Source organism: Rahnella sp. NRRL B-41462, from assembly GCF_003263525.1.
Taxonomy (GTDB): Bacteria; Pseudomonadota; Gammaproteobacteria; order Enterobacterales; family Enterobacteriaceae; genus Rahnella; species Rahnella aceris.
In genome coordinates, this window is record NZ_JYDF01000052.1 from 51,851 (window position 1) to 71,027 (window position 19,177).

The following is a 19,177-nucleotide window of genomic DNA, read 5'->3' on the forward strand; positions in this document are numbered from 1 at the left end:
ATCCGTAATCACAACAAGCCTCCCAGTTGGCCGGTTAAACCTCCGGCCTGATTCAGCAGCCCGTCGGCCTGGGCTTTCATATCGCCGAACATGGCCGCCAGCGATTCATCCACGCGGGTCAGCGTCAGCGTAAACTCTATCTTTCGCGGCGCGCCGTTGGAGAAGAATTCCGTGTGGGTTTCGCTGACGCTGTTCACCACGAACATCCCGTAAATGGTGCCGCTGCCCTCCAGCAGCGGCCACGCCTTGCCTTCGTCGGCCATCAGGTTCAGTGCCATCAGTGACAACTTTCCGCCGGTGATTTCCGGCATCAGCACGCCGGACAGGGTAATTTTCTCCTCATTCACGCCGAGGAACTGCGGCAGCGGACGCAGGCCGACGCGGTTGTTTACCGGCCAGCGGTAATCCACATCGCGCTGCAAGCTTTGATAGGGGACGGTCTGCAACTGAAACACAAACAGTCCAAGCGTTAACATCATGCGGACATCTCCTTAATCGTTATCCATGCGGGAACGTTGCCGGGCGGCGCGGGCGCGGTCACGGGCTTCCAGCTCGGCGCGGATCTGGCGGCTGGTATCCTGGACGCCTAAACCCGCACCGGCGGCAATGGTGTAATGGTGCGTGCTGCGGTCGATGTAACTGCGCCCGCCGCCGACGGACACCGGCGTGTAACCGCCTCCCAGCAGGCCGCCCGGCGGCGGGACAATGGGGGCGGGGTTGTCCAGCGGATGCGCTTGCGGATCCCCGTCGCCGGATTGCTTCGAACGCCGGTCAGCCTTATCCGCCGTTTTATCAATGTCTGCCGATTCATCCTTGATGATGCCGAGCTTCTCCAGCAGCCAGACCACACTGCTACGCAGCTTATTAGCCACCTGCAGCGGTGCGGTCAGTGCGTTAGCGACCAGGCGACCAAACGACACCCCCGCATCTTTACAACTGTTCAGCGTTTCCTGCGTGGATTTCACGGGTTGGATCAGGTCTTTGAACCACTGCCACAAGACTTTGAGCTTGTCCCCAAGCCAGTCAAACACCGGCTTAAGCGGCGAAAACATCTCTTTTACCGGTTCGAATGCCACCCCCAGCCCTTCAATGACGCCCGCAAAGAAGGCGCTGATCGGCTCCCAGTATTTACGGATAAGCAGCGCACCGGCGACAATGGCGACACCGACGGCAACAATCGGCCATGTCAGGCCGCCGATCACCGTCGCAATCGCGCCGCCCACCGTGCCGAGAAGGGTCCAGAGCATCCCCGCAGCGGCGACAATCAGATTAATCCCGCTGATAACCGGACCGGCCACCAGGCCAAACACGCCCAGCGCACCGATAATCAGCAGCGCACCGCCCGCAATTTTACCGAGCGTGGCCGCCAGGGCTTTATTGTTCACCACCCACTTATCCAGTTTCAGCACGTAGCCGGTGGCGGTTTGCACCAGTTTGCGCAGTGACGAATCCTGTTGATCAAACAGGTCTGTGCCGACCGCCTCATAGGCGGACTGAAATTCCTTAAAGTCGCCGCCGAGGTTGTCCTGCATGATCGCCACCAGCGCCTCGGTTTTGCCGTCCGAGGTTTTGAACGCCTGGGTAAGCGTGTCGAGCTTGCCCGACGTTGCGCCGTCCATCAGCACCATCGCCGACGAGCTGGCCTCTTCACCAAAGATGGCTTTCATGTACTGCGCACGCTGCGCATCGCCGAGCTTGTTTTTCGCAAAACTCTTTTGCATTTCTTTCAGGATGACAAACAGCGGGCGCATGTTGCCTTTGCTGTCCGCCGTTTTCACCTTCAGCTCACCGAGCGCGGCAGCGGCGGTGCCCGTCGGTGCCTGCAGGCGGGTAATGACCGCACGCGCACCGGTGCCCGCCATCGAACCGGTGATTTTGGCATCCGCCAGGGCGGCGGCCATGGCCGCCGTTTCTTCGACGCTGATACCGGCCTGCTTTGCCACCGGTGCGGCATAGGTCATGGTGTCAGACAGCCCCTCAAAGGTGGCGGCAGACTTATTCATGGCCGATGAAAGTACGTCACCGATGTGTGACACGGTGTCATTGGTCATGCCAAACGCGGACTTCACGCCCATCAGCAGCGTGGCGTTTTCCTCCATGGTGCGCTTGTTTGCCAGGGACAGATTCAGGATGGTCGGCGTCGCCGCCAGAATGCCGTCCTTGTCCGCGCCGGATTTGGCGACGATGATTTGCGCGGCGGCCGCATCATCGGCAGAGGCGGCGGTGTTGTCGCCGAGCTGCCGCGCCTGGGTGCGCAGGGCGGTCATATCGGCGGAGTCTTTTTCTAACCCCAGCGTTGCCTGCAATTCTGAGTTTTTCTGCGCAAAGTTAAATCCGGGCATCAGCAACCCGACACCCGCCGCCGTGCCCGCCGTCGCAATGCCGACGCCCGCCGCCCCTGCGCCGGTGACGCTGCCGGCCAGTTGTTTACCGGCCTGATACCGGCCTTTCACCGCGTTGAGTTTGGCCTGCTGCGCGCTCACCCGTGCCAGTGATTCACGCTGCCGGTTGAGCTGCGCGGTGGTTTCGCTGATGGAGGCTTTCAGGCGGCGCTCAGAGTCAGACAGGGTGCGCGTACTGATGCCCGCCTGGGTAAGTTCCGTGCGCTGACGCTGCACCGACAGCCGCAGCCCGTTGAACTGAGTCTGCAACTGCGCGGCGGTACGCTTCGCGGACTCCATGGCCTGCGCCTGTGCACGGGTCGGGCTGGCGATGTTTCTGAACTGGATCGCCAGCGCCGCCGCTTCCGCTTTGGCGGCGTTGAGTTTCTGACCGGTGACGGCAAGCTGTGCGCTGGATTTACGGAAGCCGTCGATCTTCCCGGCCTGGGCGTTCAGGTCTTTGAGGGTGGTCTGCGAATTTTTAATCTCTCCGGCCAGCGCCTTACTGGCGTTTTGCACCGATTTAAACGGGCGGGTCGCCTGGTCAACCGCCTTTAACAACACCTCTAATTTTAAGTTACTCACTGTCGGCTCCGCTGCGCTGCATGGCCTTATGACGCCAGCCGCAAAGCTCGGTCAGCGTCATCGGGTTCAGTTCTGACGGCGGCCAGTGAAAAATCACCGCGATATCTGCCATCAGATCATCAACTGTCAGGGTAGGGGGAAGCTTTACTGTTCCGACTTCGGCGATAAAAAACCAATCACCTTGCCAGCCAGGGCAATCAGGTCGGGCAGGTTCAGGCTTTTACAGTCCTGCGCGGTCAGGTTCGGCACGGTAATGCGCGGCAGAATGACGGTCAGCGCGTCAACGTCGGCATTCGCCAGCGCCGCCAGGCCAATCCCGCGCAGGTGTCCGGCGTTCGGCTTGATGATTTCGACCTGGTCGATCAGCGTGTCGCCGCGTTTGATCGGTTCTTCCAGGATTACGATGTTTTCATTGTGTTCTGACATAGCGGTGTCTCTTCTTCAAAAGGGGATGTTTCGCGCCGCTATCCGGCGCGGGTTACGGGTTACAGGCCGATGTTTTTGCGGTGCTGTGCCACGCGGTCAACGCCGCCGACGATTTCCACCATGTTCACGGTATCGACTTCAATCACGTCTCTGCCGTCAATCGTGAGCTTGAAATAGGTGCATTGGGTAGTGATTTTGGTTTCGGTGTCTTCGCCCTGTTTGTACTCGCCGAAATCCATTTCCTTATGGCGTCCGCGCAGGGTGACTTCCACGGCGGAGGTGTCACCGGAGTCGTCGCGCTGGAAGGAACCGGCAAAGCGCAGCGGCACGGCATCGACTGCACCCCACTGTTTCAGCACCAGTTCATCCATCCCGCCCACTGTCCACTCAAAGCTCAGCGCGTCGTCGTCCAGCCCGAAATCAATGGCGGCGGAACCGGTCATGCCGCCGCCGCGATAGTTCTCCAGCTTGCGGGTGAGTTTCGGCAGCGTCAGCGCGCTGACCGTGCCGAGGTAGCTGTTCCCGTCGTTAAACAGGTTCAGGTATTTCAGTTTCTTAGGCAGTGCCATGTTTTAGCGCCTCTTTAGCTGTTGATGGCCGTGGCAAACGTCGCCAGATATTGGTCGGTGATGCGCTGACGCAGGGTTAAATCTTCCAGCGGCGGCACCGGCGTATAGTCGTAATCAATAAACAGCTTGCCTGCTTTCAGGGTTTCAACGGTGTTCGCTTCCGCGTCATACCAGCAGGTGCCGTCAATGATCAGACCGGCGGTTTTCATTTCGCGCAGCTTGGCGTTAATGCCCGCAATCATGTCCTTGATAAGCGTCGGGGTCATTGGCCTGTCCATCGCCCACAGGTGCGCTTCCGCCATCGTGTCCGCCAGCACCTGCGCGGTGCGGGTGTAGTTCTCAAACAGGAACAGTGGATCATCCGAGCAGGTGCGCTGCCCCCAGAACTTAAAGCCGTCTTTGCGGATAAGGGTGGTGACGCACGCCTGGTTCAGCAGGTCGGCATCGGTGCCGGGGGTCTGCAAATCCCAGTACACGCTGGCAGACAGGCCGGTGACGCCGTTGATCCCGACGTTCGAAAGCGTTTTATGCCAGCCGGTTTCCGCGTCGATTTTGGCACGCAGGCCGAGGGCATAAGCGGTGGCGGGGGCGATGTTGCTGGCGTTGGTGGTGGTGTTCCAGGATACAAAATCCGGCCAGATCACCATCAGCTCACGTTGGCTGAAATTGTCGCGGTACTTGATGGCGTCAGAGACGGTTTTGCAGCCGTACGCGCTGACGTAGCCAAAGGCGCGGAGCTGCTGACAGACGGCGGCGAGCGCCGTGGCGACCTCCTGATTATCCAGACCCGGCACGCCGAGAATGCGCGGCTTTACGCCGAGTTCAGTTTGTGCGGACAGCAGGGCTTTCATGCCGGTATACATGCCGGTGTCGTCTGACCCACCGATGATGTTGGAGGTGGTTTCCGCTTCGGTTTCGCCTTGGGCGACGCGCACCACAACGACCACCGGTTTAGCCTGGTTGGCGATAGCCATCAGGGAGGCGCGCAGCGTGCCGGTTTTACCGGCCTTGCCTGCGGCGGTGAGTACGTTGGTAATGAGTACCGGCGTATCCAGCGGGAAGGTCGCCGCGTCGGCATCCTCGCCGGTACAGACCATCCCGATGATGGCGGTGGAAACGGTGGAGATAACGCGGGTGCCGTCATTGATTTCAACAACGCGCACACCGTGATGATAATCAGCCATGGTGTTTTTCCTGTGATTGGGGTGAGGTCAATCATCGCGTGTTGGGGACAATCAGGCACGGCGGGAGGGATGTTTGAACAATGGCACAACGCGGCTGCAGCACAGTCAGATTTGACTGTGCTCGATACAAAAACGCCCCTTTCGGGGCATGAATTACATGAATTAAGCGGGGATTTCAGGCCAGGCAATATCCGGCGCAGCAGACAAATCCAGCCGGTTAAGGGCGACGCGGTATTTTTTCCAGGCGGTCAGGCTTGCCCGTTCCACCTCCGTCGCATCGTCAATATCGACGGCATCCTGCAAAGGTGCGATAGCCGCGTTTGCTTTTGCCATCAGGGCGGACAAGGCCGTGACGGCTTCGGCCTTGCGTTCTTCAACCGTCGGCGGCGGAATATCTCCCCAGGTAGGCAGACCGTCAGCGCCCGCAACCCGCATTTTCCCCTCCGGTGGGGGGAGGGTTTGATATTCACGGTAAACAACATCGCTGACCGCAATGCCATCCTCCGGCCAGCTTCCGGCATCGTCGTACACGTCCCGCAACGCACGCGGATAAAAACCGTTGGTGAGCGGGCTGTAAACATAAAGACTTGAGGTGACTGCGCTGTAATAGTTGCTCATTATTTTCCCTTACCAGCCGGTGGCTTCCCAGTAACTGCCGCCGCTGTCCTGGCCGCAGGTGAAACCGATGTTATTGATAATTTGTGCCGTACCAAAGTTGTCATTGAACGTCCCGCCGCCGCCATTGATGGCGGTCACCTGAACGTTGACGCAGGCGCTCGGGAAGGGAATGGGGAAATTCACCGTTGACCAGCCGCGGCTCCCTTTGTTGACGACGCCCCACTGCTTAATCATTCCTGTGTCACCGCAGCGCCACCAGCCGCCGCCGAGATTGGCGGTGTTGGTATTGACCGGCTGCCGGTTATTGGGGCTGAAAACGCGCTGCCCCATCTCATTCACGGTGCCGGACGTATTACTGTCGCCGTTGCCGGACAGGGTCATCTCGCCGGTTTGTACCGTATTGCCCTGGTTGACGATGCGGAATTTGAACCCGCCCACGCCGCCGCCTTTGTTGTTCACAAAGTTGGATTCGCCCTGGCCGCCGCTTTCGTTCCAGCCTAAATACGTCCCCTGTCCGTCGCCGGGCTGTGGGATGGTTATCGCCCGGAGATAATTCGCCGTGACGCGACCGTTGACATCACCGCCCGCGCGGGGAAATGCGCCCACATTATCCGCATTCAGCCCGATATCCTGGGTGCCATCGAACGCCACACCGGCAATCTTGCGGGCAGTGGCGAGTTTGGTCGCGGCAACGGCGGTGCCGCCTGAAGGCAGTGCGCCCACGTTTGCCGCGCTAAGGTTGATATCCTGCGTGCCATCAAAGGCCACACCGGCAATTTTGCGGGCGGTGGCGAGTTTGGTCGCCGCGACTGCCGTCCCGCCCGCCGGTAACGCGCCGACGTCTGCCGGTGTCGGTTTGTTCGCCTGGCAGTAAATTTCATTCCAGGCCGTCCAGGGACCATCGACACCGTTCCACGCCCCCGACGCGCCCCGCGTAAACTGTCGTCCGTTGTTGTTAAAGGCAATTTGCTGCGTCGCATTCGGTCCCCAGGTCACGAAAATTACGCCGACGAACCCGTTCATCGGATAGCCTTTGTCCGTGGTCGCGGCGGCAGCACCGGGCACGCCGTAATGCCCGAACATGGCTGAGCCACGCAATGTATTAGGTGAATCCGTCGCGGTTAAATTGGCGCGGATTTTAAACGCCGTTGCAATTTCATCAGACAGCGCCTTTTCGCTGGCGGCGCTTTGCGCCGCCGTCCACGCGCCCACGTCGGCGGCGGTGGGTTTGTTATTCGCGCTGTACGTGGGCACCCACTCTTTCCAGGGACCATCTACGCCGTTCCAGTCAGCGGACAATCCGCGATTCCAGATATTGCCGGTAAACGTGACGTACATCTGCTGGCACCCGTAGGCGCTCGGCGTGACATACAGCGTTCCCGCAATGCCCTGCGGATAGTGCAACGCCGCCGTGGCGTTGGCATTTTTAGGCTGCGCGTACAGGACGGCGCTTCCGGCTCCGCTGGCAAAGCCCAGGGTATTAATATCTGTTGTTGTCAGGATGGCCGACGGCACTGTGACGGAATTCACCGCGCTGGCCTGCACCCACTCACGCCAGGGTCCGTCCGTACCATTCCAGGACGCATTCAGCGCACGCGTCCACACCATGCCGGTGTTTTGCACGGTGTAACGCTGCAACACGCCGCCCGTCCAGGACGCGGGGATAACCTCCAGCACGCCTGCGGCTTGTGCGCCTGGCGGGTAGCCATTGGCGACCGTGGCATTCGCGCCGGTGCTCTGCACGTAAACCCCGATGTTTGCCAGATTAAACGTGTTGATATTCGCGGTGCCGAGAACGGCGGACGCGACCGGCAGCGCCCCCACATCCGCCGCCGTCAGGGTAATGTCAGCGCTCAGCGCTTTATTGTTCACCTTGCGGGTGGACGGCACGCGGGTGTTGGCATTGTCGTTGGCGGCCTTGACCGCTTTGGGCGTGGCGGCCAGCGCCTCGCTGGTACTGCTGACCGAGCTGTTAAGCTGAACAAAACCCTTTGCCGTCAGCGTGCCGTCGGGATGGTTGCGGGATTTTTCATGTGCGGCCAGCAGGTCATTCACATACTGTTCGGTGGCCATAATCACCGAGTCGTCAATCAGCAGGCTGATAGCCTCGGTGTTACTGACGGCAATCACCATACGCAAAGTTTGCGTGCGCCCTGACCCTTCCGCCAGGGTCGGCTTGTAAGTGTCCGCCATATTACAGACGGCAATCAGCGTGCCGTCGTCAGCAAACAGCCCCATTTCACGCATCCAGAAGCCGCCGACGCTCGCAGAAATCACCGCCTCGGCAATGACCCAGTTGCCGTGAGTCGGATCCAGCTTTAAGGAATTGAGCGGCGTGCGGTACACCTCTTTAACCAGTTTTGTCTGCGTGGCAACCGGCATGGTTGCCTTGCCGTTGCCGTCACCGACGGCAAGCTGCGTGATGTTGATGTCAGTCCCCGCCGCAATGGCGGCCGCAATGCGCGACTGCCCGAGGGTGGTGACAACGGATTTAAATGTGCTCATATCGTCCTCTTATGCGGGGTAAACGGTCAGCAGTTCGCCCAGGTAGTGCGCCGCGCCGGTGTAAACGTCGCCTTTGATATCCTGGGTGATGGTCAGGCCAATCAGATGACGGCTGGCCGGTTTGGCGTCGGCAATCAGCCGCTCCATCTCTAAATACATGTCTTCGGTGATGCCGGTTTCCAGCACGCCGATATCCAGGCGAAACGTGCCGGGTTCGTCATTGGTTTCCCACCACTCGGTCACGTTAATCAGGTAGCCGAGCGGCTCCACCACGCGCCGGATGGCACCGATGGTTCCCTTATGGCAGTGAATGAACCAGGCGGACTGAATGACGCGGCGCTTGGTGGAGACAGGCCAGTTTTCATCCCAGCGGTCAACCGACAGCGCCCACGCCAGGTACGGTAAAAATTTTGCCGGACAGGTCAGCGGATCCCAAAGCTGCCGCAGCGGCACCGGCACGTTTTCAAGCGCGGCGCAGGCCTCGGCGGCGGCAACTTCCAGCGCCGAGGAACCGACGGGCAGCAGGCGATCACTCATCGTAGCCGCCCACTTTCAGGGTGTACGCGGTGCAGAATGACGCCTGCGTTTTATCCAGCTCGATGTCAGCGGCGGGGCTTTTCAGCTCCACGCGCTGGACGCCCTCAACGTGCAGCGCGGCATAAATGGCGGACAGCCGGATATCGCGGCCTAACCGGTGCTGCGCGGTGGTGTAGGCGATAAGCCTGGCTTCGGCGGCTTCGCGGATGGGTTCGGCTTCCGGACCCGGAAACAGATACAGCACGGCGTCAATGGTGTAATTCACGACGGTTGCAGACTGGACGGTCACGCGGTCAGCCACCGGGCGCACGTTCTCGTCATTGAGCGCGGCCTGAACCACCGCCAGCAGGTCAGCGGGGGCGGTGCCGTTGCCGGTCTGTGCCAGCACGGAAATCGTCACGCAGGCAGGCGACGGACTGATCACTGAAATATCCGCCACGCGCCCGTCGGCAGAGCGCCCGTGATACTCATACGCGCCGACCGGACCCGCCACGCTCAGCCCTTCAAACGCCTGCTGCGCGCGGATACGCAAATCCGCATCGCTTTCCATCACTGCCGCCACGGCGGGCATGCTGACCGTATCCGCAGGCGTGATGGTCAGGCGCTCCACGCTGAACGTCGCGGCGATATTGTCCAGATCCGTACCGGTGGCATACGCCAGCATCACCGCCTGCGCCGCCTCGTTCACCCGCTGACGCAGGATCACTTCGCGGTAAGCGTTCTCCTCCAGCAGCTTCACAATGGGTTCAGACTCCAGGGTCAGCGTGCGGACGATAGCGGCCTGCTGGTCTTCGGGGTACAAGGAGACCAGCGTAGCTTTGCGCTCCGCCAGGAGGATTTCGTAATCCAGCACCTCCACCACGTCGGGGGCGGGTAACTGGCTCAGGTCGATAGTTGCCATGGTTAGCTCACAGGAAGGGTTAAGGAAATGGCGGCGGACGTATCTTTGCGGGTGCCGGTGAGTTCCACCACGGCTTTTCCGTCGAACGTCGTGTCAAAGGTGATGCCGGTCAGGCTGACGCGTGGCTCCCACTTGAGGATCGCGCTGTAACAGGCCGCCATAATTTGCAGCCGCAGCGCCGCATTCTGCGGGCGGTCAGTCAGTATCGATAGCAGTGAACCATAGTCACGGCGCATGACGCGGGAACCGACGGGCGTGCGCAAAATGTCGCTGACCGACTGCTGAATGTGCGCCAGGTCTTCGACGCTGCGCCCCGTGTCGCGAGCCAGGCCGATGTATTTCGCATTCGTCATGAAGGCACCTGAGTCTGACCGCCGCCCGTCTGGACGCCGCTGTGTTTATGGGTATGCACCACCACGCCGTTTGACGTGATGCTGCCGCCCGAGTGGGTAAGGTTACCGGTCATCGTGCCGCCCTGTTTCACCTCCAGGCTGCCGTGGTGAGTTTGTGGGTGCAGACCACCTCCGGCGAGTCGAGCGTAATGCGGGTTTTCGCCGTACAGGTGATATCCGGTGCAGTCACCGCGACTTTTTCCGACGCGTTTACCGTGGCGGACTTAATACCGGTTGCCTGCAGTGCACCAGTTTTTGGTTCGTACTCGATCACCGCACCGTCAGGGAAAGTGACGTGCAAAGCATCGGCTGACCCCGACGGCGCAGGGAATTCATCGGAGAAAACAGCAGGCATCACAAAGGCGGTATCCAGCTCGCCGCCCAGGCAGAACAGCAGAACCTGCTCACCGATGGACGGTGCCCACCAGGAACGGGAACGCCCTGCGCGGGCGGTCAGCCAGTGCAGCCAGTCAGTGACGTTGCCGCCAGTGTTAACGCGACAAGTCGCCGCCTCTAAATCCACCTCGGCAATGGTGCCAATGCGGATCAGATTGCGCAGCAGGCGCGGAATGTCGTTGTTTGGGATGGATGTATTCATGGATAAAAGAATGCCGGCTGTGTGGTTGCTTAGACAATTAAGTGAGATTGTGGCATCGGTAGTACAACGAGGATAAGATTTGGAGTTAGATATTATCTTAAGAGTCTTTGATGTGTTATATTTGTTATCATGCTGATTTATATAGAATTTAATTTGCATAAATAAAGGGTTTAATCAAATGGGACAAGACCTTTGGGTTTCTAAAAGCACCGGTGAAAGAAGAAAAGGAACAGGTTTTCTTGATTTCAAAAAAATATTTACCGATAAGATTACCGCGCAAGTAATTTATGAAGCTTTAGTTTCTTGTTCAGCACAGAGTAATGCCTCTGATGCTAGGCAAGCTCTAACAGAAAGGGATTTTGATAGTGCTGGTGTTGTTGATGCTCAGGAGAATATTATTGGCTTCGTTATGACTAATTCATTAATTGACGGTCAGGTCAAAGATTATCTTATTGAGATTAAGCGCGATCGTATAATTTCAGATTCGACACCGTTATTTGAAATTTTCAATGTTTTAAAAAATAATGATTTTGTATATGTAAATTACATTGATAAAGTCGTGGGTATTCTATCTAAGGCTGATCTAAACAAGCCGCCAGTAAGAATATATATATTTGGCCTGATTTCATTGTTTGAAATGCATTTATCTTATTGGATAAAACATTATTTCCCTGACGATTCATGGCAAAGTGTTCTGAGTAAAGGAAGGCTTAAAATCTTAGAGGGCGTTTTTGCCAAAAGGCGTGAGAATGGAATGAATCAACAGTTAACTATAAAAGAATGCCTTCAGATATGTGATAAAAAGAACATATTGTTGAACAACCAAAAATTCATCGATTTTTTTGGTTGTTCGAAAAAGAAATTTAAAAAATCAATGGAGTCTATAGAATCAATTAGGAATAACATTGCACACGCACAAAATTCCATTTTGGATGGCTCTAATATTGAAATAATGAGTGATGCATTAAATTTTTGCGAGTATTTTCTAATTCGCTCTGATGATGCAGTTCTTGAACTCGCAAAAAATTGATTAGTTATCCAGTTAAAAATTTAATCAATTCATCCTCCACAATCTTCATATCCTCCGCATCCAACCCTAACAGCGGGCGTGCCGGATACAGCATTTCTTTTGCACGGACGGACGGGCGATCCCGCAGCCCGTACTGATGCACTTTTGCCATACGCTGCACCTGACTGGTGAATTCCACCACGGCATCGTCAGCGGTGCCTTTGGCTTTCATGTATTTTGCCGTGCGCAGTTTGGCGAACATTTCCCGCTTGATGCGGCCTTTCTTTGCTCTTAGAGGCTGCGGGCGGCGCGGCGTGAAGGGGTGCCCCTCCGGCGTGACCTGCTGCTTAATGCGCTGCTGCTGATGTTTGCGCAGACGCTTCGCAATGGTGGCCGCCATCGCCTTACGGCTCTGCGGGGACAGCGCGGCAATCAGCCCGGCGAGACAGGTATCAAACGCTGACAGCTCACTCATGCCACTGACTCACTAATTCACCGTGCAGATACAGTTCACTCGGCCTTTCCACCGGCTCCGGCAGCGGCGGTTCCGGAAAATGCTCCACGTACAGACTGGCTTCAACCTGTTTGACGATCACGCGCTCGGTGAGCTGTACATCAATCGCGATATCGTAGGAACCATCATCCAGCATATCGGCCTTAAATTTAAAGCCGGTCTGCTGCTTTTCCGGCGTCGCCATGATGTCCGGCTGGTTCTCACGCAGCCACGCCAGGATCGGGACAATAATCAGATCGCAGTCCTGGGCAAAGTTGGTGATCAGCAGTTCTGTCTGATACTGGTATTCAAACGACAGCGAACTGGCTAACGTGGAAACGATGCGGCCATTATCCACAAACATCCGCAGGGTGTCGGGGCTGGTTTGTAGCAGCGGCACCGCGTCAGTTAACGCTTTTCGTAGCTGTGCGGGTTTTAACACGGTGTTCCTCCTGGCATTGTTTGACCGCTTCCACCTGGAGGCCGCAGGCTGTCAGCACGGCCTCCAGGTTTCTGACATCACTGCTTAAATCGCCGTTAGTGACCGGTGCGCTTGCCGGTATCGGGCAACTGGTTACCGCCGGACAGCCAACGTAAATAATCTGCGGCGCTGGCAAAGGCGGGACGTGCGTGCATCCGGCCAATACCGTCAGGCAGAGCAGCAGCATACCAATCGCGCATTTCCTGATTTTCATTGAGTAACCTTTGAAGGTGAATTTCACGATCCCGCGCTAACTGCCCCGCTTGTGAGAGCTGTGCGCGCAGGCTTTGCTCCTGCCGTTCCCGCGTTACGGCCTCGTCGTTCAGGCGGTGAATGGCGTTGTCGCGGCTTTCAATACCGGCGGACAGCGTGCCAATAATGCGCTGTGCCTGGTCGGCTTCATCATGCAGGCCACCGATACGCCAGGTTTGCAGCCCCGCCAGGGCGCAGGCTGCCAGCAGCAACAAAATTAAAATGCGCATCAGACTCCCCGCAGGCAGTAGGCCAGCTCATTCACGCGGCGGCGTTCCAGGCCGGTGACGCGCTCGCCGTTTACAAACACCCAGCGCGGTAACTGTTCGCAGGCGTCCCGCCACTTCCCTTTGTTGATGAAAAACGCCAGCGTGGACTTGCAGGCCGCCGTCACGCCGACGTTAAACGCAAACGACACCACGGCGTCATACACCGGTTGCGGCATGGTGATCGGCATACAGCGAGCAATGCCTTTCTCCACCCGCATCACGTCTTCCACCAGATTCACGGCGGCCTGACGTTCGCTGATTTGGGTCTGCGGCCTCACGCCCGCCGTGTGCCCGATACCGTTTGTCCAGACGCCCGCGCTGCACTGGTAGGCCGACAGGCGGCAACCTTCAAAGTCGGCAATCAGTGCCAGACCGGCGGCGGAGGTTTTCAACGTCGGCGTTTGCGGCAGCAGCGCGGCAATCGCAAGTACAGCGGCGACGGCGCAGCGTCTAACGATTGATGGCGGCATTAATGTCTCCTCTGACGCCTATAGCTTTCAGCAGTCGGTACGTTTTGCGCCGGTAGTACCAGTTCACCAGGAAGGTCGCGACGCCGACGGCGGCACCGACTAAAAAAGCAATATCCTGATAAGACATCCCACCCAGCCAGGCCAGAAAGACGGCGATGCAATAACAAATAAACGAGGTGATGCGCTCCATGGTCATCAGTCCCAAAGTGAGACGGTTTCACTGACTGCGGGCAGGCTTATGTCCGGCAGCTCCACCGCGTAGCCATGGGGCAAAATTGCCCCCTGTGCGGCTAAGCCAACGTTAGCCGCGTAAACGTGTTCAACGACCGACTCTGTGCGCCCGTAGTACCGCCAGCAAAGCGAATCTACGGTGTCGCCCTGTTCGGCAATGACTTTCATCAGAGCAGCCCGATGATGCAGTGCGACACACCGGCGACATCGCTGATCGCGTTGCGGCCGTCACGCCATAAATCATCTACGGTGCTTTCCACGATTTCGGCTTTTTGGCTGCCCTTGTCCGTGGTGTCGTTATTCGGGTAACGCTCCGCCAGGAAGGCTGCGGCAATAGACGCCACGGCGCGCTGATAGGCGCAAACCTTCACGCTTTCGTCATCAATCTGATCGGCAGGGACATCCGCCAGGCGATTAAATCCCTGGGCAATCTGCGCATCGCGAAAGCTGAACAGCTCGGCGTTCACTTCGGTCATGGCAAACTTTGCGGCGGTGCGCAGCCTTTTCGCCGTGACGGTGCCCTCCAGCCGCAGCGTGTCGCGCAGCTCAACCGGATCCACATCAGGCCAAAAATGGGTGTTTTTAATCGCGGGTTCCGTCGCGGCGTCCGGTTTCGGTGCAGGTACAACAAGAGACATAATGACCTCTGAATGGGGGGCGGTGGACGCCAGCGTCGAACAAGGTCAAAGACCGGTCTCGGCTGGCGTGCCGCCCTGCGCGGGGCGCATGCTTTTTAGCTGCCGGATGCCTTTTTAATGGCAGACTCCAGGCGCTCAATGTCTTTTTTTACGCCTGATTTGCCGTCGAGAATGAGGGCACTTTTCAGACGCTCCAGGGCTAACGTGTCCTTGCCGCCGTCGCGGTAGAGATAGCCGATAATCTTGTGCAACTGCGCACGGACTTTATCGGGCATATCCTCACTGTCAGTCAGCTCCAGCACCTCCAGCATCAGCTCAATGCTGACCGCCTCACCGGCAGTGCGGGCACGGGCGGCCTGGCCGATCACTTCCTCCGTGAAGGCACAGCCCGCTGTGCGGGTGCCGAACGGCATCGCGAGCCGGTGCTTAAAGGCGTAGCGGGCAATGTTCAGCGCACCGGCGATATCACCGGCGTCAATACGCCATATCATCACGGTCATCAGGATGGCATCCTGTGCGCCGTTCCCTTCGGCGAGTACGCCCGACACCCACGGGGCGTATTCCGGCAGCAGGCGGCGCTTGACTTCCGCTTTGGCCTGGAAGGACTGATGCTTGCTTAATTCCTGCTTATCCGCATTGAGTCGCTGCATTTGCAGTTCGTAGCCGGTGGCATGGGTCAGCTGACCGGCGGCCTGCTGTGCGGCGATGATGGCGGACTGTCGCAACATGTGACGACGGCAAGGGCTAATCATGATGTCCCCCCTTTATTCCGCTGATTCAGGCGCGGTGGTTTTGAAGGTGCCGAGCTGGATGTTTTCGACCAGGCAGCCGCCGCGGTAATCTTCCACCACGAAATCCTCATTAATAGATTCGTAGTTTTCGATACGGTCACGCTTTGGCACTTCCTCAATGTGACGGCGGTGCGTTCCGTCCTGCCAGTAGATGGACAGGTTATCCAGGCGGGTGATCATGAAGGCATTGGCGGGGAAGCCAGGTACACGCACCGCCGGTAAGTTACCGATGCGTTTCTGGCTGATAATCATATCTGCCGCCAGGCTTTCCGAGTTCTCCTGAGCCTTGTTCACCAGCGGGAAATACTTGTCTGCCAGCAGTTGACGGCCGCAGATCACCACCAGTCCGGTATCATCCTGATAAATCGGGTCAACCATATTGTTGGTGGCATCCATCACCAGCGCGTCGAGGTTCTCAAAGTCGCCCCCGGCACCGACGCGCACGGTCGCGGAAATCACGGCATCATCATCTCCGAGAATTTTGCTCATCACGCGCTCCGGCGCATTGTTGCGGTACTTTTGCAGCCAGCCCACGTTCACGTCCTGCAACAGCGGGTTTTTGGTGCGGTTTGACGTTGCCGCACGCTCAACACCGTTAAAACCGATGGTGATACGGTCCAGCGCCTGGCGTTTCACGATGGCGTCACGTAAACGCGCCTGGAAATCCTGATAGCGTGCCCAGAGATCGAGCGTGGCGTAGCGGAAATGGAAATCGTAGTTCGTCTGGCGGCACTCATAACCCTCAGCGGTCAGGGTATTAAAATCAGCCGTCTGACGTTCACCGGTGCCGCTGGTGTCTGCGGTGCTGGCAATAGAGCCGGACACGCCGACGCCGACCTTTTCACCCTTCATTTCATCCACCGGAATGATGTTAATCATCTGCAGGAAGGCGGAAGATTCCTGTACGCGGGTCATCAGCGTCTGCGTCACCGACGGCTCCACGCTGAATTTTTTATCCAGGTCGCCGGTGTCCACCGAGTTCAGCTCGGCAATGCGGGACAGGTAGGCGTTAAATTGAAAGCGGGTTGTTTGTTTCATGCGTTTTTTTCCAAATTGGTTAACGGGTTAATCGCGAGCGCAGTGCTTAGCAGTCGGTGAAATGGGCTGCATCACCCTTGCCGCCGCCGCTGGAAACAGGGCGCTGCGTGTAGTTCTGCGGGGCGGATTTCTCCAGCTTGTCTTTAAGCGTGCTGAACTGTTCGCGGTCATCTTTCGCGGTTTGTTCCAGCGTGTTGAGGCGTTCCGTCAGTGAGGTTTGCAGCGCGGACAGCTTTTCATCAGTGGCTTGCAGGCCGGTTTCGACGTGTTCCACCACCACCTCAACGGCGTCATGCACGTCTTTAAAACGGGCATCATCCGAAGTGGATTTGCTGGACAGCAGTTGTTTCACGCGGGAGAACAGCGACGGCGACGCCGGTTTTTCTTCCTCAAACTCAAACGCCGTTTCTTCGGCGGCGGTAAAGAGGTTGTCCGCACTTTGCTTACGGCTCGCCAGCGGGTTTTGTTGCGCCTTCGCGCTGAATTGCAGGTACTCGGTGCCGAGGCTGGCGGGGCTGTCGGTCACGGCCAGGCCGATCAGGTAGGCTTTGCCGGTATCGGAAAACGAGGGGTTCACTTCGATGGAGGTGTAAACCTTCTGACGGGCTTTCACCATCGACACTAAATCAGGCGTCGGGTCGATATCCGCATACAATGCCAGCTTGCCTTTAAGGGCACCATCAGCCACTTCTTCGGCGTAAACGCCGGTGACATCGCCGTACATGCGAAATGCACTGTCAGGGAAATAGCCCTTAATGTGCTCCATGTTGATGCGTGCGCCGTAGACCTTCGGGTCATAGGTCGCCGCCATCTGTTCAATCCAGTCGCGGGTAATTTCGCGGCCGTCGGTGGTTGCCCCTTCGGTACAGATGCGAAAACGCTTTGCTTTTGTTGCCATGTGTCTGACTCCAGTCGGTGTGTGCTTCTGAGAAATCCAAGTTTCCCGACAGATGTCCGACACCGCCAGCCGATGCGGGTTGATGCTTGATGGCACAACGTGGGCAGCAGGAAAATCAGCGTGCCGCCCGTTAACGTGGCAGTCATGAAAATGACAAAATCACCCATCATCAGCGACCCACGGCGACAGGCGGCACTGCTTTACTGGCAGGGGTTTTCTGTGCGTCAGATTGCGGAGATGCTGAACCAAAAGTTACCGACGGTGCAGAGCTGGAAAACACGCAACGCCTGGGACAACGTCGCGCCCATTGCCCGCGTGGAATCCAGCCTGGAAGCGCGCCTGATTCAGCTCACCACCAAAGACGTTAAAGGGAATGCGGATTACAAGGAAATGGAGGCGTTAGGCCGGTTAATGGAACGCCTGGCGAGGGTGAATCGCTACGGTCAGAGCAGGAATGAGGTGGATTTAAATCCGAACGTTGCCAACCGGAACAAGGGCGACCGCAAGAAGCCGACTAAGAACTTTTTCAGCGAGGAGTCACTGGCGGCGCTGGAGCAAATTTTCTTCGAGAAGTGTTTCCCTTATCAGCGTATCTGGTACGACGCGGGGCTTAAGCACCGTATCCGCGACATCCTGAAATCGCGACAAATCGGCGCGACGTTCTTCTTTGCCCGCGAAGCTCTGCTGCGCGCCCTGGCAACCGGCCATAACCAGATTTTTCTCTCCGCCAGTAAAACGCAGGCTTACGTATTCCGTGAGTACATCATTCAGTTTGCGCGCCTGGCCGGTGTTGAACTGACCGGCGACCCGATTGTGCTCGGCAACAACGGCGCGAAGCTGATTTTCTTAGGCACCAACTCCAACACCGCCCAAAGCCATAACGGCGACCTGTACGTGGACGAAATCTTTTGGATCCCCAACTTCCAGAAGCTGCGCAAGGTCGCCAGCGGCATGGCGTCCCAGGAACATCTGCGCACCACCTATTTCTCCACGCCGTCAGCGCTGACGCACGGCGCGTACCCGTTCTGGTCGGGTGAACTATTTAACAAGGGCCGGGAAAACCCGAACGACCGGATTGAGCTGGATATCGGGCATCACGCCCTGGCAAAAGGGCGGCTTTGTGAGGACGGGCAGTGGCGGCAAATCGTCACCATTGAGGATGCGTTAGCCGGGGGCTGCAACCTGTTCAACATCGACACGCTGAAACAGGAAAACAGCGCGGAAGACTTCCGCAACCTGTTTATGTGTGAGTTTGTTGACGACCAGACGTCGGTATTCCCGTTCGCCGAGCTGCAGCGCTGCATGGTGGAAAGCGCGGAGGAATGGCAGGATTTCAGCCCGTTCGCCGTGCGTCCGTTTGGCTATCGCGCCGTTTGGATTGGTTACGACCCGTCACACACCGGCGACAGCGCAGGCTGTGCCGTGGTGGCTCCGCCGCTGGTGGACGGCGGCAAATTCCGCGTATTGGAACGCCACCAGTGGAAAGGCATGGACTTTGCCGCCCAGGCAAAAAGCATTGAGGCGTTAACAAAACGGTACTGTGTCGAATACATCGGCGTGGACGCCACCGGCATCGGCCAGGGTGTTTTCCAGCTTGTCCGGCAGTTCTTCCCCGCCGCGATGGAAATCCGCTACAGCCCGGAAACAAAAACGAAAATGGTACTGAAAGCGAAAGACACCATCACGTCCGGACGCCTGGAATACGACACCAACCACAAAGACATCACCTCGTCATTCATGGCGATCCGCAAAACCATGACCGCCAGCGGCAGCCGCTCCACCTATGAGGCCAGCCGCAGCGAGGAAGCCAGCCACGCTGATGTCGCCTGGGCAATCATGCACGCACTGCTTAACGAACCGCTGACCGCCGCGAACGGTGGCCAAAGCCCTAACATCCTGGAGTTTTATTAA

General features: G+C 57.8%; 24 protein-coding genes and 1 pseudogene. 2 read left to right on the forward strand and 23 right to left on the reverse strand.

Annotation, left to right across the window (positions count from 1 at the left end; translation table 11 throughout):
* Positions 1-8: 8 nt before the first annotated feature.
* The 12 genes and pseudogenes from UC14_RS13875 to UC14_RS13930 all read right to left on the reverse strand — a co-directional run bounded on the left by UC14_RS13875 (position 9) and on the right by UC14_RS13930 (position 10,696).
* Positions 9-479, reverse strand: a complete 471-nt coding sequence (locus tag UC14_RS13875) for a phage tail protein (RefSeq protein WP_112197892.1) — start codon at positions 477-479, stop codon at positions 9-11.
* 12 nt (positions 480-491) lie between these two features.
* Positions 492-2,966 (reverse strand): phage tail tape measure protein, encoded by a 2,475-nt coding sequence (locus UC14_RS13880; RefSeq protein WP_112197893.1) that lies wholly within the window; start codon positions 2,964-2,966, stop codon positions 492-494.
* On the reverse strand, positions 2,959-3,078 hold the full coding sequence (locus UC14_RS13885; protein ID WP_112197894.1) for a GpE family phage tail protein: 120 nt from the start codon (positions 3,076-3,078) through the stop codon (positions 2,959-2,961). Before UC14_RS13885 ends, UC14_RS13880 begins: the two co-directional genes overlap by 8 nt.
* Before the next feature lie 32 nt (positions 3,079-3,110).
* Complete coding sequence (locus tag UC14_RS13890; RefSeq protein ID WP_112197895.1) at positions 3,111-3,392, reverse strand: phage tail assembly protein; 282 nt, start codon at positions 3,390-3,392, stop codon at positions 3,111-3,113.
* A 59-nt stretch (positions 3,393-3,451) separates the two neighbouring features.
* Positions 3,452-3,961, reverse strand: coding sequence for a phage major tail tube protein (locus UC14_RS13895; protein ID WP_013573932.1), 510 nt, complete (start codon positions 3,959-3,961; stop codon positions 3,452-3,454).
* 14 nt (positions 3,962-3,975) lie between these two features.
* On the reverse strand, positions 3,976-5,145 hold the full coding sequence (locus UC14_RS13900; protein ID WP_112197896.1) for a phage tail sheath protein: 1,170 nt from the start codon (positions 5,143-5,145) through the stop codon (positions 3,976-3,978).
* Positions 5,146-5,307: 162 nt separating this feature from the next.
* Positions 5,308-5,763 (reverse strand): tail fiber assembly protein, encoded by a 456-nt coding sequence (locus tag UC14_RS13905; RefSeq protein WP_112197897.1) that lies wholly within the window; start codon positions 5,761-5,763, stop codon positions 5,308-5,310.
* Between the two features lie 9 nt (positions 5,764-5,772).
* On the reverse strand, positions 5,773-8,268 hold the full coding sequence (locus tag UC14_RS13910) for a phage tail protein (protein WP_112197898.1): 2,496 nt from the start codon (positions 8,266-8,268) through the stop codon (positions 5,773-5,775).
* Between the two features lie 9 nt (positions 8,269-8,277).
* On the reverse strand, positions 8,278-8,805 hold the full coding sequence (locus tag UC14_RS13915; RefSeq protein WP_112197899.1) for a phage tail protein I: 528 nt from the start codon (positions 8,803-8,805) through the stop codon (positions 8,278-8,280).
* On the reverse strand, positions 8,798-9,706 hold the full coding sequence (locus tag UC14_RS13920) for a baseplate assembly protein (protein ID WP_112197900.1): 909 nt from the start codon (positions 9,704-9,706) through the stop codon (positions 8,798-8,800). The genes UC14_RS13915 and UC14_RS13920 overlap by 8 nt, the downstream gene beginning before the upstream one ends.
* Positions 9,707-9,708: 2 nt before the next feature.
* Positions 9,709-10,059 carry a GPW/gp25 family protein gene (locus UC14_RS13925; RefSeq protein WP_112197901.1) on the reverse strand — a complete coding sequence of 117 codons (351 nt, stop codon included), beginning with the start codon at positions 10,057-10,059 and terminating at the stop codon, positions 9,709-9,711.
* Positions 10,056-10,696 (reverse strand): annotated as a pseudogene (locus UC14_RS13930) (phage baseplate assembly protein V). Before UC14_RS13930 ends, UC14_RS13925 begins: the two are co-directional and overlap by 4 nt.
* 178 nt (positions 10,697-10,874) lie before the next feature.
* On the opposite strand from UC14_RS13930, the gene UC14_RS13935 reads away from it, so the two are divergent.
* Positions 10,875-11,726 (forward strand): CBS domain-containing protein, encoded by an 852-nt coding sequence (locus UC14_RS13935; RefSeq protein ID WP_112197902.1) that lies wholly within the window; start codon positions 10,875-10,877, stop codon positions 11,724-11,726.
* A 4-nt stretch (positions 11,727-11,730) separates the two neighbouring features.
* Here UC14_RS13935 and UC14_RS13940 read toward each other — a convergent pair whose 3' ends face one another.
* The 11 genes from UC14_RS13940 to UC14_RS13990 all read right to left on the reverse strand — a co-directional run bounded on the left by UC14_RS13940 (position 11,731) and on the right by UC14_RS13990 (position 17,266).
* Complete coding sequence (locus UC14_RS13940) at positions 11,731-12,180, reverse strand: phage virion morphogenesis protein (protein ID WP_112197903.1); 450 nt, start codon at positions 12,178-12,180, stop codon at positions 11,731-11,733.
* On the reverse strand, positions 12,173-12,640 hold the full coding sequence (locus UC14_RS13945; protein WP_112197904.1) for a phage tail protein: 468 nt from the start codon (positions 12,638-12,640) through the stop codon (positions 12,173-12,175). The genes UC14_RS13940 and UC14_RS13945 overlap by 8 nt, the downstream gene beginning before the upstream one ends.
* The gene (gene lysC, locus UC14_RS27110; protein ID WP_232829688.1) at positions 12,603-12,842 is read right to left on the reverse strand and encodes an Rz1-like lysis system protein LysC; all 240 of its coding nucleotides are present in this window, start codon (positions 12,840-12,842) and stop codon (positions 12,603-12,605) included. The genes UC14_RS13945 and lysC overlap by 38 nt, the downstream gene beginning before the upstream one ends.
* Positions 12,736-13,161, reverse strand: a complete 426-nt coding sequence (lysB, locus tag UC14_RS13955) for an Rz-like lysis system protein LysB (RefSeq protein ID WP_112197905.1) — start codon at positions 13,159-13,161, stop codon at positions 12,736-12,738. The genes lysC and lysB overlap by 107 nt, the downstream gene beginning before the upstream one ends.
* Positions 13,161-13,670 (reverse strand): lysozyme, encoded by a 510-nt coding sequence (locus UC14_RS13960; protein ID WP_112197906.1) that lies wholly within the window; start codon positions 13,668-13,670, stop codon positions 13,161-13,163. Before UC14_RS13960 ends, lysB begins: the two co-directional genes overlap by 1 nt.
* Positions 13,651-13,860: a holin gene (locus UC14_RS13965; protein WP_112197923.1), complete on the reverse strand. Its 210-nt coding sequence runs from the start codon at positions 13,858-13,860 to the stop codon at positions 13,651-13,653. The genes UC14_RS13960 and UC14_RS13965 overlap by 20 nt, the downstream gene beginning before the upstream one ends.
* Positions 13,861-13,865: 5 nt before the next feature.
* Positions 13,866-14,069 carry a tail protein X gene (locus UC14_RS13970; protein WP_112197907.1) on the reverse strand — a complete coding sequence of 68 codons (204 nt, stop codon included), beginning with the start codon at positions 14,067-14,069 and terminating at the stop codon, positions 13,866-13,868.
* The gene (locus UC14_RS13975; protein WP_112197908.1) at positions 14,069-14,539 is read right to left on the reverse strand and encodes a head completion/stabilization protein; all 471 of its coding nucleotides are present in this window, start codon (positions 14,537-14,539) and stop codon (positions 14,069-14,071) included. The genes UC14_RS13970 and UC14_RS13975 overlap by 1 nt, the downstream gene beginning before the upstream one ends.
* 95 nt (positions 14,540-14,634) lie before the next feature.
* Positions 14,635-15,291, reverse strand: coding sequence for a phage terminase small subunit (gene gpM / locus UC14_RS13980; RefSeq protein WP_112197909.1), 657 nt, complete (start codon positions 15,289-15,291; stop codon positions 14,635-14,637).
* Between the two features lie 12 nt (positions 15,292-15,303).
* The gene (locus tag UC14_RS13985) at positions 15,304-16,368 is read right to left on the reverse strand and encodes a phage major capsid protein, P2 family (RefSeq protein WP_112197910.1); all 1,065 of its coding nucleotides are present in this window, start codon (positions 16,366-16,368) and stop codon (positions 15,304-15,306) included.
* A gap of 46 nt (positions 16,369-16,414) precedes the next feature.
* Positions 16,415-17,266, reverse strand: a complete 852-nt coding sequence (locus tag UC14_RS13990; RefSeq protein WP_112197911.1) for a GPO family capsid scaffolding protein — start codon at positions 17,264-17,266, stop codon at positions 16,415-16,417.
* A 144-nt stretch (positions 17,267-17,410) separates the two neighbouring features.
* On the opposite strand from UC14_RS13990, the gene UC14_RS13995 reads away from it, so the two are divergent.
* Entirely contained in the window at positions 17,411-19,177 is a 1,767-nt protein-coding gene (locus UC14_RS13995; protein ID WP_112197924.1) for a terminase ATPase subunit family protein, read from the forward strand.